Raw genomic sequence first — 14,007 nt, forward strand, 5'->3', positions numbered from 1 at the left:
GGCGTTACGGAATTTTCCGTAAAGTGCGGTAGTCTGAACTAGCAGAGAAAAATCCTTCAGGAGAGAAGCCATGAAGTGGCAACAACGTGTTCGTGTCGCAACGGGTTTGAGTTGCTGGCAGATAATGTTGCATTTACTGGTCGTGGCCGTACTGGTGATGGGCTGGATGAGCGGCACGCTGGTGCATGTTGGTCTGGGGCTATGCGTGCTTTACGGCGTCACCGTGCTGTCGATGCTGTTTTTACAGCGTCACCACGAGGCGCGCTGGCGTGAAGTGGGTGATGTGCTCGAAGAGCTCACCACCACCTGGTATTTTGGTGCCGCGATGATTGTGCTCTGGTTGCTGTCGCGCGTGCTGCAAAACAACCTGCTGCTGGCCCTGGCGGGTCTGGCAATCCTCGCAGGGCCTGCGGTTGTCTCTTTACTCACCAAAGAGAAAAAGCTACGCAATGTTGCGTCTAAACATCGCGTACGCCACTGATCCGGTCGTGGCCGCGATAACCAGTAGCGGCCACAAACTTCCCCAGACAATGTCCAGACTCGCATCCTTCAGATAGATTTGCTTGGTGATATCCGTAAAGTGTCGAATCGGGTTTACCCACGTCAGATCCTGTAGCCACACCGGCATATTCTCGACGGGGGAAACATAACCCGAGAGCAAAATTGCGGGCATCATAAAGACGAATACCCCGATAAACGCCTGCTGCTGCGTTGAGCAGAGCGCCGAGATCAGCAGTCCAAACCCCACCAGCGACAGCCCGTAAATCACCATCGTGAAGTAAAACAGCGCCAGCGAACCGGCGAACGGGATCTGGTAGGCCCAAATACCTACTCCCAGCACGATGGTGGCCTGGAAGGTCGCGACAATCAGCGCCGGAACCGCTTTGCCGACGAAAATCTGCCAGGTGGCGAGCGGGGAGACCAGCAGCTGGTCCAGCGTGCCCTGTTCACGCTCGCGGGCGACGGACAGGGAGGTCACGATCATCACCCCGATGGTCGTGATCATGGCGATCAGCGACGGCACCACGAACCACTTATAGTCCAGATTCGGGTTGTACCAGTTGCGCACCACCAGCTCGCTGTTATTGGGCTTCGGTTTGCCCTCCATCAGCTCCTGCTGGTAATCCTTCACCACCTGCTGCAGATAGTTCGCTGCGATCTGGGCGCTGTTGGAGTTACGCCCGTCGAGGATCAGCTGCATCGGCGCGGTCTGGAAGGTATCCAGATTGCGGGAGAAATCCGCCGGGAACCGCACCAGCAGCAGCGCTTTTTGCGTGTCGATGGTGGGCTGGATTTCCTGCGGGCTTTTCAGCAGCAGGATGTGAGTAAAGGCCTTCGCGCGGGCAAAGCGCTGCGTTAGCTCGACGGAATGTTTGCCGTTGTCTTCGTTGTAAATGGCAATGGTGGCGTTGGTCACCTCAAGGGTGGCGGCAAACGGGAACAGTAAAACCTGGATCAGCACCGGCAAAACCAGAATGGCGCGGGTTTGCGGCTCGCGCAGCAGGGATTGCAGCTCTTTGCGTATTAACGTCCATAAACGGTGAAACATTGCATCGTCCTCCTGTCGGGTGGCGCTTGCGCTTACCCGACCTACAAATTCCGTTGGCTAATCTAATCTTCTTTTCGTTTTCATCCACGTCAACCCGATAAACATCACCGCCGACGCCATCAAAAACAGGGTGTTGATAATCAGCACCACCGGAATATTCCCCGCCAGGAACAGGCTTTGCAGCGTGCTCACAAAGTAGCGAGCCGGAATAACATAGGTCACGGCGCGGATCACCGCAGGCATACTGTCTATCTGAAAGATAAACCCGGACAGCATAATCGACGGTAAAAAGGCGGCGTTGAGGGCCACCTGCGCGGCGTTAAACTGGTTACGGGTGATGGTGGAGATGAGCAGCCCCATGCCCAGCGTGCTGAGTAAAAACAGGCTGGTGATAAAGAACAGCACGACAAGCGAGCCGCGATACGGCACGCCGAGGATAAAGACGGCGACAAGCATACAGAGCAGCATCGCCAGCATGCCGAGGAAGTAGTAGGGGATGAGCTTGCACAGTAGCAGCTCGACGCGCGTGACTTCGGTAGAGAGCAGCGCCTCCATGGTGCCGCGCTCCCACTCGCGGGCGATCACCAGCGAGGTCAGTATCGCGCCGATTACCGTCATGATGATGGTCACCGCGCCCGGAATAATAAAGTGCTGGCTGATGGCGGCGGGGTTAAACCAGTAGCGCGTCTGCACATCGATCAGCGGCTCAAACTCCTCACCCCGGTCTTCGGCGCGCTGCATCTGCCAGAGCTGCCAGATCCCCTCCGCGTAGCCCTGCACGAAGTTCGCGGTGTTCGGCTCGCTGCCGTCGGTGATCACCTGAATCGGCGCATCGGTTTCAGCGCGCGCCATATTGGCGGCGAAATCCACCGGAATGACGATCAGACCGCGAATTTTCCCGGCCTGCATTTTCTGGATCAATTCCTGCCGGTTGTCGCTGATGGTGGCGTCAATGTAGGGCGAACCGGTCATGGCGTGAGTGAAGTCCAGCGCCTCTTCGCTCTGCTGCTCCAGCAGAATCCCGACCCGCAGCTTGCTGGAGTCCAGGTTAATGCCGTAGCCAAAGATAAACAGCAGCAGCAGGGGGATCACCACCGCAATCAGCCAGCTGCTGGGGTCACGCACGATCTGCCGCGTCTCTTTAATGCATAGCGCGCGCACCCTGCGCCACGAAATCGCATTACTGTGCATGGGCATTCTCCTTATCCCAGTCGTGGATGAGGGTGATAAACGCCTGCTCCATGGTCGGGTCTGGCTGTGCGTCGTCGGCGGCCTGGTTTTTCAGGTCGTCCGGCGTGCCGTGGGCAATCAGCTTGCCGCGATACACCAGCCCGATGCGGTCGCAGTACTCTGCCTCGTCCATGAAGTGGGTGGTCACCATCACGGTCACCCCTTTTTCCACCATGCTGTTGATGTGCAACCAGAACTCGCGGCGGGTAATGGGATCCACGCCGGAGGTCGGTTCATCCAGAAACAGAATATCCGGCTCGTGCATCAGCGAGCAGGCCAGCGCCAGCCGCTGCTTAAAGCCGAGCGGCAGCTCGTCGGTGGCGTGGGACGCAATGTTGGTTAACGCGAAGGCGTCGCTCATGCGGCGGATTTTTTCGTTCTGCGCCCGCCCGCGCAGGCCGTACACGCCGGAGAAAAAGCGCAGATTCTGCTCGACCGTCAGGTTGCCATACAGCGAAAACTTCTGCGCCATATACCCGAGATGCTGGCGCGCCTTGCCGGAGCTGACTTTCAGATCCATATCCAGCACCAGCGCCTTGCCGGATGTCGGCACCAGCAGGCCGCACATCATCTTAAAGGTTGTCGATTTTCCCGCGCCGTTTGGTCCAAGTAGGCCAAAAATCTCGCCGCGTTTAACCGCGAAATTGACGTTATCGGTGGCGGCGAAATCCCCGAACTTTTTGGTGAGCGATTTGGCTTCGATCACCGTTTCGCCCGGCGTGCCTTCCACCGTATGCAGAATGGCGGCAAGTGGCGACTCTGACGTACCCGCGCCGCCCAGCAGGTCGATAAACGCGTCCTCAAAGCGCGGCGCGGTCTCTTCTATCTCGATCTCAGGCATGCCTTGCGCCTGGCGAATGTCGTCGGCTGTGGCCTCTTTTTTTAGAATAATGCGCACCGAGCGGCCCTGGATCATACCGTCGCTCACCTGTGGCAGCCTGAGCACCCGCTGCAGCAGCCTGCGGTTGGACTCCTGCGGGCTATGCAGCAGGAAGCTGCGCCCGGCCATGCTCTGCGTCAGCGTCGTCGGCTCGCCCTGATAAAGGAGTTCGCCTTCGTTCATCAGCAGCACATCCCGGCACTGTTCCGCTTCGTCGAGGTAGGAGGTGCTCCAGAGGATCAGCATCCCGTCGCCCGCCAGTTCGTGCACCATCTGCCACAATTCACGGCGAGAAATCGGGTCAACGCCCACGCCGGGCTCATCCAGCAGCAGCACCTTTGGCTCGCCGACCAGCGTACAGGCCAGCCCCAGCTTCTGCTTCATTCCGCCGGAGAGCTTGCCCGCCAACCGGTCGGTGAACGGGCCGAGGGAGGTGAACTCCAGCAGGCGGGCGAAGGTTTTCTGCCGCGTTTCGCCGGTGACGCTGCGCAGATCGGCGTACAGGTTCAGGTTTTCCATCACCGTCAGGTCTTCATACAGGCCAAACTTCTGCGGCATATAGCCGAGCATGGCGTGGAGCGCACCGTCGTCTTTTATCGGGTCAAGACCGAGCACGCTGGCCGAGCCTTCATCCGGCTTGAGCAACCCCGCCAGCATCCGCATCAGCGTAGTTTTCCCCGCGCCGTCCGGACCGACCAGCCCGGTCACGTAGCCTTTCTGGATGGTGCAGTTCAGCGGCGCGACGGCCGGTTTGTCCATTCCCTTAAAGCGTTTGACCAGATTGGTGAGCTGGATAACCGCGTCATTCATGTCGTTCCCCGTCGCTGACTGTTACGGTTACGGGCATACCCTGACGCAGCGCGTCGTCCGCATCGGTAACGATGATGCGCAGGCGATACACCAGGTCGGTTCGCAGGTCCGGTGTTTCAACCGTTTTCGGGGTGAATTCGGCGGTAGGGGAGACAAAGCCCACTTTGCCGTGATACGGCTTGTCCGGGCGACCATCGGTATAGAGCAGCAATTCGCGGCCCGGCTGCATCTGCCCGAGGTTCGGCTCGTCAATGTAAGCGCGTACCCACACCGGGCGGGTCAGGGAGAGCGTTAAGACGGTGCTGCCCGCGCTGAGCATGCTGCCCGGCTCCACGGCGCGGGTCATCAGCGTGCCATCGGACGGGGCGATTAACGTGGTGTCGCGCAGGTCCAGCTCCGCCTGGGCCAGCTGCGCCTGTGCCTGTTCAAGGCTGGCTTTCGCCTGGGCAATATCCTGCGCGCGGTTACCGGTGCGGTACTGGCTTAATTTATCCTGTGCGGATTTCAGCGTCGCCTGTGCCTGGTCGCGGGACGAGCGCGCATTCTCCAGGTCGTTAGCGGAAATGGTGCGGCTTTTCCACAGCCCCTGCTGGCGCGCGTAGAACTTCTGCGCGTAGTCATAGGCGGCTTTCGCCTGCTTAACGGCGGCGGCAGCCTGGGCGATCTCTTCATCGCGATAGCCTGCCAGCATCAGGTCATACTGCGCCTGAGCCACGGATACGCCCGCTTTGGCCTGCATCAGCGCGTTCTCGTAGGGCGCTTTATCCAGCATCCCCAGCGTCTGCCCGCTTTTGATGGCATCGCCTTCGTCAACGCTCAGCGAGGCGAGACGTCCGCCGACGCGGAAGCTCATGTTCACCGTGCGAATATCCACGTTACCGTACAGCGTCAGGCCTTTATCCTGCTGGCTCTGATACCACAGCCAGCCACCTATTCCAGCAGCAAGCAACACAACAACCACCAGAACGATGGCGACAGGTTTTTTCATGACTTCAGGCTCCTTTGCGTTAAGCCTTGCAGGATCAGATCGACGTGACAGGCGATCACCTTGCTAATCTGCTCGGCTTTATCCTCATCAAATTGTGTCCAGCCCGTGCGTAACAGGATGGTCTCCCGCCCCAGACGGAAGGCGAGCACTTCGCCCAGCAGGGCATGGGTATGCAAAATCATTTCGGTATCGCTTGCATCGCGTCCGGTATAGGCCGCGATAAGCCGGGTCAGGTGCGAGTGCATCGGCGCGATCACCCGATCGTGTACCCGCTGGTAGGCAGCCGTAGGGGAGAGCTGCTCGCGGGAAATAAACTTGCTCAGGTTCAGCGTATCGTCGTGCGTCAGCAGGCGGATCATATTATGACAGGCGTTGAGAATAAGCTGGCGAACGGCGGCGCGATCGGGCGACGGCTGGCCGAGCAGCGCGGTGGCTTCTTCCACGTGCGGGTGAAACTGCGTGCCGATAAAATCGGCGATCCACTCGGCACAGGCGAGATATAAATCCTCTTTTGAGCCAAAATAGTAGGTGATGGCCGCAATGTTCTGCCCGGCCTGCGCCGCGATATCCCGCGTGGTCGCGTGCAGCCCGTACTCACCAAACTGCGCCAGCGCGGCGGCGATAAGCTGGCTTTTGGCCTGTTCACCTTTGGTTGTTGTGGGTGTCGTATTCATGTCGGCATTAAAAATTAATCAATCGATTGATTAATATTATGTCTGATTCACTCTCCCGTCGAGGGAATGTTGAGGGATATTTTATGCGCCACGTCACAAAAGCTGCTACACTCCGCCCCTTCGCGACATTGTGGTTTTTGTCCTCCCCTATTCGTTATATCTCCCTGAAAACTACACCTGTGATGGTCGGGGCGGTTCGGAGTTTTTATGTCTTTTGATTCCCTTGGCCTGAACCCGGAAATTCTGCGCGCGATCGCAGAACAGGGCTACGTTGAGCCAACCCCAATCCAGCAGCAGGCGATCCCCGCCGTGCTTCAGGGTCGTGACCTGATGGCTAGCGCCCAGACCGGCACCGGTAAAACCGCGGGCTTTACTCTGCCGCTGCTGGAACTGCTGGTAAAAAACCAGCCGCACGCCAAAAGCCGTCGTCCGGTTCGTGCCCTGATCCTGACACCTACTCGTGAGCTGGCCGCGCAGATTGGTGAGAACGTGCGTGACTACAGCCGCTATCTCAACATTCGCTCGCTGGTGGTTTTCGGTGGCGTCAGCATCAACCCACAGATGATGAAGCTGCGCGGCGGCGTGGACGTGCTGGTGGCAACGCCGGGCCGTCTGCTGGATCTGGAACACCAGAACGCGGTTAAGCTGGATCAGGTTGAAATTCTGGTGCTGGATGAAGCCGACCGCATGCTCGACATGGGCTTTATTCACGACATCCGCCGCGTGCTGGCTAAACTGCCTGCGCGTCGTCAGAACCTGCTCTTCTCCGCGACCTTCTCCGACGAGATCAAGGCGCTAGCGGAAAAACTGCTGCATAACCCACTGGAAGTGGAAGTGGCGCGTCGCAACACCGCCTCTGAGCAGGTGACGCAGCACGTTCACTTTGTTGATAAAAAGCGCAAGCGGGAACTGCTCTCCCAGATGATCGGTCAGGGCAACTGGCAGCAGGTGCTGGTCTTTACCCGCACCAAACATGGTGCCAACCACCTGGCGGAACAGCTGAATAAAGATGGTATCCGCAGCGCGGCGATCCACGGTAACAAGAGCCAGGGCGCGCGTACCCGTGCGCTGGCGGACTTCAAATCCGGTGACATCCGCGTGCTGGTGGCGACCGATATTGCCGCCCGTGGCCTGGATATTGAAGAGCTGCCGCACGTGGTGAACTACGAGCTGCCAAACGTGCCGGAAGACTACGTTCACCGTATCGGTCGTACCGGCCGCGCGGCGGCAACCGGTGAAGCGCTTTCTCTGGTCTGCGTGGATGAACACAAGCTGCTGCGCGACATCGAACGTCTGCTGAAGAAAGAGATCCCGCGCATCGAAACCCCGGGCTACGAAGTGGACCCGTCGATCAAAGCCGAGCCGATTCAGAACGGTCGTCAGGGCGGCGGTGGACGTGGTCAGGGTGGCGGCGGTCGCGGTCAGCAGCCGCGTCGTAACCACGACAGCAAACCGGCGGGTGAAAACCCGTGGCGCAGCGGCGAAGGGAAACCGGCAGGGGAAGGGCAGCGTCGACGCCGCCCGCGTAAACCTGCTAACCCGCAGTAATCTGGAAGCCCGGTCGTAAAGCCGGGCTTTTCTTTTTGCGGCAGCGAAGAGAAAGTGCCACAATAGTGGCTGTTTATACAGTATTTCAGGTTTTCCGATGGCTTTAACCGCTGCGCTCAAGGCGCAAATTGGCGCATGGTATAAGGCGCTACAACAGCAGATCCCCGACTTTATCCCCCGAGCGCCGCAGCGGCAGATGATTGCTGACGTGGCCAAAACGCTCGCCGGGGACGACGGGCGACATCTGGCGATTGAAGCCCCAACCGGCGTCGGGAAAACCCTCTCGTATCTCATTCCCGGCATCGCGATTGCGCGGGAAGAGGACAAAACGCTGGTGGTCAGCACCGCCAACGTGGCGCTGCAGGATCAGATCTTCAGCAAAGATTTACCGCTACTGCGCAAAATCATCCCCGACCTGCGGTTTACGGCGGCCTTTGGGCGCGGGCGTTACGTGTGCCCGCGTAACCTGGCGGGGCTGGCCAGCAGCGAGGCGACGCAGCAGGATCTGCTGGCCTTCCTCGACGACGATCTCACGCCGAACAATAAAGCCGAGCAGGAACTCTGCGCCACGCTCAAGATCGATCTTGACGGCTATAAGTGGGATGGCCTGCGCGATCATACTGATAAGGCCATCAGCGACGATTTATGGCGCAGGCTCAGCACCGACAAAGCGAGCTGCCTGAACCGCAACTGCCACTACTACCGCGAGTGCCCGTTCTTCGTCGCCCGACGCGAAATTCAGGAGGCGGAAGTGGTGGTGGCTAACCACGCGCTGGTGATGGCCGCGCTGGAGAGCGAAGCGGTGCTGCCGGAACCCAAAAACCTGCTGCTGGTGCTCGATGAAGGCCACCATCTGCCGGACGTAGCGCGGGACGCGCTGGAGATGAGCGCCGAAATTACCGCCCCCTGGTTCCGTCTTCAGCTCGATCTCTTCTGCAAGCTGATTGCCACCTGCATGGAGCAGTTCCGCCCGAAAACCACGCCGCCGCTGGCGGTGCCGGAGCGGCTGAGCGACCACTGTGAAGAGGTCTATAGCCTCATTTCGTCTCTCAATAACATCCTGAATCTTTATCTGCCGGCCACCCAGGAAGCGGAACACCGCTTTGCGATGGGCGAGCTACCGGAAGAGGTGATGGAGATTTGCCAGCAGCTGGCGAAGCATCTGGAAAAACTGCGCGGGCTGGCGGAGATGTTCCTGAACGATCTTAGCGAGAAAACCGGCACCCACGACGTGGTGCGACTGCACCGCATTCTGCTGCAGATGAACCGCGCGCTGGGGATGTTTGAAGCGCAGAGCAAGCTCTGGCGGCTGGCCTCGATGGCGCAGGCGTCCGGCGCGCCGGTCACCAAATGGGCCACCCGCGAAGAGCGGGACGGGCAGGTGCACCTCTTTTTCCACTGCGTGGGCATCCGCGTGGCAGATCAGCTGGAAAAGCTGATCTGGCGCAGCGTTCCGCACGTGGTAGTCACCTCTGCCACGCTGCGCTCCCTGAACAGTTTTTCTCGTTTGCAGGAGATGAGCGGGCTAAAAGAGAAAGCGGGCGACCGTTTTGTGGCGCTGGACTCGCCGTTTAACCACTGCGAGCAGGGCAAGCTGGTGATCCCGCGGATGAAGTATGAGCCGCTGATGGAAAACGAAGAGCAGCACATTGCGGAAATGGCGGCCTACTTCCGCGAACAGGTCGAGAGCAAACAATACCCCGGCATGCTGGTGCTGTTTGCCAGCGGGCGGGCGATGCAGCGCTTCCTGGAGCACTTCACCGATCTGCGTTTACTCCTGCTGGTGCAGGGCGATCAGCCGCGCTACCGGCTGGTGGAAACGCACCGCAAGCGCATTGATAACGGCGAGCGCAGCGTGCTGGTGGGGTTGCAGTCGTTTGCCGAAGGTCTGGATCTGAAGGGCGACTACCTGACGCAGGTGCACATCCATAAAATCGCCTTTCCGCCCATCGACAGCCCGGTGGTGATCACCGAGGGCGAGTGGCTAAAGAGCCTCAACCGCTATCCGTTTGAGGTGCAGAGTTTACCTGCGGCGTCGTTTAACCTGATTCAGCAGGTCGGGCGTCTGATTCGCAGCCACGGCTGCTGGGGCGAGATTGTGATTTACGACAAGCGTCTGCTGACGAAGAACTACGGTCAGCGGCTGCTGAATGCGTTACCGGTGTTCCCGATTGAACAGCCCGAGGTGCCGGAAGTGAAAAAACGCCCGGCAAAACCGGCCGCCGGGCGTAAGAAAAGCATCCGTGCTAAGGGACGCGGTCCTACTGGTAAGTAAAGGTGACCTGCACAACGCTGCTGAACGTGCCGGCAGTCACGGGCATGGCGGTAGCGTAGTAGCGTGCGGCTATTGGGAAATCGGCAGTATGCGTTGTGGCGTCTATCACGGCATTGAAACTCGATTGAGGGGCTAACGTAATAAAATCTGTTCTGTCAGCTAATTCAAGAGCAACCCCGGTAGCCGTACCCGTGTTGGCGAATTTATTAGGATGCTGCCCATCGGGTTGACCATTCACGGTAATCGTGGCCAGCATCAGACTCGGCGGGCACTTTGACAGGGTCAGGTCAACGTTTATCCATTCCCCCGTATCACCGACATCCTTGAAATCACTGGCGACGGCCTGCCCAAGATCCACCACCATATTCTGACTGGCACTGTCTACCTGACAGGTGGTGTCGTAAATATTTCCCTGGATATTGACCGTCACGTCGGTCGCGCCCGCAGAGAGGCACGTCAGCGCGAGTAAAAAAAGTAACTTGTTCATCATCGCTCCGTTACTGATATTCCATATCGATGGTGGCAATCGTATTAGCTTTTCCCGCCGTGACGGTGGCATCCGTCTGGTAATACTGTACGGCGAAGGGGATAACATCCGGCACGTTGGGTTCAGTGCTTCCGCCAACCGGGATCGGGTAGTTGTATTTAAGATCAACGCCATCGAGCAACATCCTTACCCCCACGCCCGTGGCGCTGTCGCTCCCCGGCGTCAGGGTCAGAACATCATCAAACTGGCTGTTAAGACCATTGGCGCTGGTCACCGAGGCCGTGAGGTTTACCGCTTCCGTACAGGTGGCTGTGATGTTGAAATACTTCCAGGCCGTGTAGCTGCCTACATGGGTAAATTGCGAGACCGGGAAATCGCCGAGTGTGACCGTCAGATTGAGCGGATCGATGGAGCAGGTGGCCGTTCTTTCCGCGATAGTCGCGGAGTAATAGCTTTTATTATTCGTCGTGGAACCAATTCCGGCAGAGGTATAGACCCCAAACCCGTATCGCCCCAGAAACGTGGTAAGGGTACCGGTGCCGATATGCTGCGCCGTTTTAATTAGTCTTTCTGTGTAACTAAAAGAAAATGTCTGGTCGCTGTTGACCGTGCCGATGGGGGTCGCTGTTGAATTACATTCTGTACCCGCGCCGCGTACTATCTGCCCGCTGCTGTTAAGGAGTTCAATGCCTACACCTTCAACATCCGTTGAGTAAACGCCCGGCATTCCTTCGACTTCCGTTCCAGAACCGTAATAGCACGACACGATGGTGCGATTAGGGAGGGTGCCAGTACAGCTACCGTTGACGGTATGGGTTTTCGTAGAGCCGGGGATCACGCCGCCAATACTCAGGGTCGTGGGAACAGACAACGTGCCAGGATTAAAGGTATAGGGTAGATCGGTGCTATCACAGGTTGTCGCCGCATCGGCATGCGGCATCAGGCACGCGCTAGTAAGGAACACAATCAGCGCAAAGGCATATTTAAACATGTTCATTTTTTCCTCGGAAAGGGTCATACGCACTGCGCCGTGATGTTAAGCACTGCACCATCGTCTTTTGCTGGCAGGTGGTAGGCTGCGGTGCAGTGGCTGTCGGCGGTCTTCCCCCAGATGACGTCAACCGTGCCTTTCTCGTGCATGCCGGTCAGATAAACTTGACCACCGTCACCCACGATAAACTCGCCGTCCTGATGGGGCTGAGATGCCGTCGCGCCGAAGGGGATCGCACGTCCATCGGCGCGTTTCAGGGTCATTAATACCCGGCTGCCAACGTGCGTTTCGTAATGGGCGCGCACGATGGCGCCGCGCGTTGGCGTCACGGTTATGGCTGCCCGATCGACGTCCGCATTTCCCGGCAGCGTCTCCGTGTTGAGCGCAAGGGTGTTATGACGGTACGGCGACACGAAAGGCACAATGGCATAGCCGCGGAAGTCGGTATTCACGCCGGTCTGATTGCTGATGTTCGTGTCGTCCGCACCCGGCGCTTCGACCAGCGCGACCGTCTCGCCCATTGGCTGACCCAGCGTGACGCCGTGCGCATGGGCGATCATGCTCCCCTGAAGGCCGACGTTGAGCTGCTGCTGCTGGTTATCCTGTGAATAGCCCGCGTTCACTTCACCGTAGGTACCTTTGTAATCGGCATTCAGGCTAGTGCTGTCGCCGCTGCTCTGACTGTGGCCCTGCTGAACGCCCCAGCTGAGGTTATTGCCAGCAAGCGCGGTGCCGTTCAGGCCCACGCTTTGGGTGGTATCGTGTTTCGTGCTGTTCAGGTTGTAGTTCACCCAGGTGTTGCTGAGCCAGCGATCGAGCGGTACAGAGACGTTGAAGGCGATGGTTTGCTCGCTGGTTTTTTCGTTGTTGTCGTCGCTGCCGTCACGGGTGTTTTTATCCAGCCCGTAGCTCAGGCCGTAGCTGATGCCGTGCCACGAGTTGTTGTAACCCAGGTTCATTGAGGTCATGCCCTGGCTTGAGTTCCAGTAGTTCTCTTTGACCAGGCTTAAGGTCAGCGAACCGAACGAACCGCCCAGAGACTGATCGACAGTGGCCTCTTTGCGGCTGCGTCGGGTGTCCGGCGTTTGCCAGTCGTCATTGCGGGTATGGGAATCCAGGGTGTCCTGCAGGGTGTAAAATCCCTTGCTGTTATAGCGATAGCCAGCCATGGAAAAATGGGTGCCGGTGGTAGCAAAATCTTTGCTGTAGCGGATGCGCCAGGAGCGGCCGTGAGTTGGATCCTGTTCCTGCATCTCTGACCTGGCGTCAGTAAGGTCCACCGAAAACGCGCCGAAATCCCCGATGTTTTTACCGAACCCCAGCGCCAGCGCATCGTAGTACTGACTGGCCTGCACGCCGCCGTAGGCCGTAAAGCCGTAAGGCAACCCGTAGATTGCCGTGCCCTGCATGAAAGGCGTTTTCTCAACGTCGCTGTCGTAGCTGCGATAGCGACCTGCGGTGAGGCTGTATTTAAAGCGGCCTTCACGCTGCAAGACCGGCACCGACGCGTAGGGCACCACAAAATGTTGTTCGCTGCCGTCCGTCTCTTTAACGGTGACGTTCAAATCGCCGCTGCCGCCGGTGGGGTAGAGATCGTTAATCTCAAACGCGCCGGGGGCGACATAGTTCTGATAAATGACGTAACCGTTCTGGCGGACGATGACCTGGGCGTTGCTGTGCGCTGTTCCGCGGATCACCGGTGCAAAGCCTTTCATGCTGTCCGGGAGCATGTCGTCGTTCGACGCTATCTGCGCCCCGGTGTATGAGATGCTGTCGAATACATCGGAGGGGGACGAGCTTTGTCCGAATTTGACGTTGCTGCCAAGGGCGATAATATCGCGCTGGGCATAGGTGTAGACCGACGAAAACTCACTTTCTGTATCACCGTCACCGCTGGTTTTGCTCCAGGTGGAGTAGTTACGCAAGCGCCACGCCCCAAGGTTAAGACCCGGTCGCAGGTTAAGAAACTCGCTGCGCTGGTCGGTACCGTTTTCGCCCTTGCCGTGGTTGTCCCCGGCGGTGAAGCTGTAGTTCAGCAGCAGGGCATTTATCCCTTCGTCGTACTCCTGCGGGTCGACGTAATCGCGCGGCACCTGGGTGATGGCGGTCTGAGGCATGCTTAACAGCAGCTGCTGCGGATTAACGTGAAACGTCGCGCTGGCGGAAGGGATAACGCTCAGGTCAATGCACTGGGCCTTTTCATCCTGCACGAATTTATCTATGTTAACGCCGAAGCTTTTTAGCTGGGCCGCGCTCAGGCACGGCTGCAGGATCGATTTTCCGCTGGCATCTTTTTTCAGCGTAAACGTAATTTCTTTGCTTGCCACTTTATTATTGTTCACGAAGATGTCGACGTGATATTTGCCCGGCGCCTGGCCGGGGCCGATCTCATAAATACTGAGATCCGTCTTCCCCTGACTGGGGTTGTCGATATCCAACAGCGCCGGATTGAAATAATCTTCGGCCAGAACTTTTTGCACGCAAACGCCCAGCAGGGTACACCCCAGTGCAATAAGCATTGAGCGTCCATGTTGTTTGGGCGGTTTGGTGGTGTATTCCCAGCTCATAATTATTT

The 14,007-nt window shown here is 58.2% G+C and carries 11 protein-coding genes; 3 read left to right on the top strand and 8 right to left on the bottom strand.

The genetic code is table 11. The annotated features are described in order from the left end of the window. Positions 1-70: 70 nt before the first annotated feature. The gene (locus ACOQH0_RS06990) at positions 71-481 is read left to right on the top strand and encodes a YbhQ family protein (RefSeq protein WP_089598953.1); all 411 of its coding nucleotides are present in this window, start codon (positions 71-73) and stop codon (positions 479-481) included. Here ACOQH0_RS06990 and ACOQH0_RS06995 read toward each other — a convergent pair. Genes ACOQH0_RS06995 through cecR form a run of 5 tightly spaced genes read right to left on the bottom strand, consistent with a single transcriptional unit; the run spans position 443 to position 6,131 of the window. Further along, entirely contained in the window at positions 443-1,549 is a 1,107-nt protein-coding gene (locus ACOQH0_RS06995) for an ABC transporter permease (RefSeq protein ID WP_023310860.1), read from the bottom strand. The two genes, ACOQH0_RS06990 and ACOQH0_RS06995, sit on opposite strands and share 39 nt — an antisense overlap. A gap of 57 nt (positions 1,550-1,606) precedes the next feature. Beyond that, positions 1,607-2,740 carry an ABC transporter permease gene (locus tag ACOQH0_RS07000; protein WP_089598954.1) on the bottom strand — a complete coding sequence of 378 codons (1,134 nt, stop codon included), beginning with the start codon at positions 2,738-2,740 and terminating at the stop codon, positions 1,607-1,609. Beyond that, positions 2,730-4,469: an ATP-binding cassette domain-containing protein gene (locus tag ACOQH0_RS07005; RefSeq protein ID WP_421511849.1), complete on the bottom strand. Its 1,740-nt coding sequence runs from the start codon at positions 4,467-4,469 to the stop codon at positions 2,730-2,732. The genes ACOQH0_RS07000 and ACOQH0_RS07005 overlap by 11 nt, the downstream gene beginning before the upstream one ends. Then, entirely contained in the window at positions 4,462-5,457 is a 996-nt protein-coding gene (gene hlyD / locus ACOQH0_RS07010; protein ID WP_421511850.1) for a secretion protein HlyD, read from the bottom strand. The genes ACOQH0_RS07005 and hlyD overlap by 8 nt, the downstream gene beginning before the upstream one ends. Beyond that, positions 5,454-6,131, bottom strand: a complete 678-nt coding sequence (gene cecR / locus ACOQH0_RS07015) for a transcriptional regulator CecR (RefSeq protein ID WP_421511851.1) — start codon at positions 6,129-6,131, stop codon at positions 5,454-5,456. The genes hlyD and cecR overlap by 4 nt, the downstream gene beginning before the upstream one ends. Before the next feature lie 207 nt (positions 6,132-6,338). Here cecR and rhlE point away from each other — a divergent pair, with 207 nt between their 5' ends. Next, positions 6,339-7,679 carry an ATP-dependent RNA helicase RhlE gene (gene rhlE, locus ACOQH0_RS07020; RefSeq protein WP_421511852.1) on the top strand — a complete coding sequence of 447 codons (1,341 nt, stop codon included), beginning with the start codon at positions 6,339-6,341 and terminating at the stop codon, positions 7,677-7,679. 97 nt (positions 7,680-7,776) lie between these two features. After that, positions 7,777-9,954: an ATP-dependent DNA helicase DinG gene (dinG, locus tag ACOQH0_RS07025; RefSeq protein ID WP_421511853.1), complete on the top strand. Its 2,178-nt coding sequence runs from the start codon at positions 7,777-7,779 to the stop codon at positions 9,952-9,954. On the opposite strand, the gene ACOQH0_RS07030 is transcribed toward dinG, so the two are convergent. Genes ACOQH0_RS07030 through ACOQH0_RS07040 form a run of 3 tightly spaced genes read right to left on the bottom strand, consistent with a single transcriptional unit; the run spans position 9,941 to position 13,999 of the window. Next, the gene (locus ACOQH0_RS07030) at positions 9,941-10,441 is read right to left on the bottom strand and encodes a fimbrial protein (RefSeq protein ID WP_421512331.1); all 501 of its coding nucleotides are present in this window, start codon (positions 10,439-10,441) and stop codon (positions 9,941-9,943) included. The two genes, dinG and ACOQH0_RS07030, sit on opposite strands and share 14 nt — an antisense overlap. A gap of 10 nt (positions 10,442-10,451) precedes the next feature. Further along, on the bottom strand, positions 10,452-11,438 hold the full coding sequence (locus ACOQH0_RS07035; RefSeq protein ID WP_421511854.1) for a fimbrial protein: 987 nt from the start codon (positions 11,436-11,438) through the stop codon (positions 10,452-10,454). 17 nt (positions 11,439-11,455) lie between these two features. Further along, entirely contained in the window at positions 11,456-13,999 is a 2,544-nt protein-coding gene (locus tag ACOQH0_RS07040) for a fimbria/pilus outer membrane usher protein (protein ID WP_421511855.1), read from the bottom strand. Between the last annotated feature and the right edge of the window lie 8 nt (positions 14,000-14,007).

Origin of the sequence: Enterobacter sp. JS8-1 (genome assembly GCF_049187015.1) — a bacterium.
Classification (GTDB): Bacteria; Pseudomonadota; Gammaproteobacteria; order Enterobacterales; family Enterobacteriaceae; genus Enterobacter; species Enterobacter mori.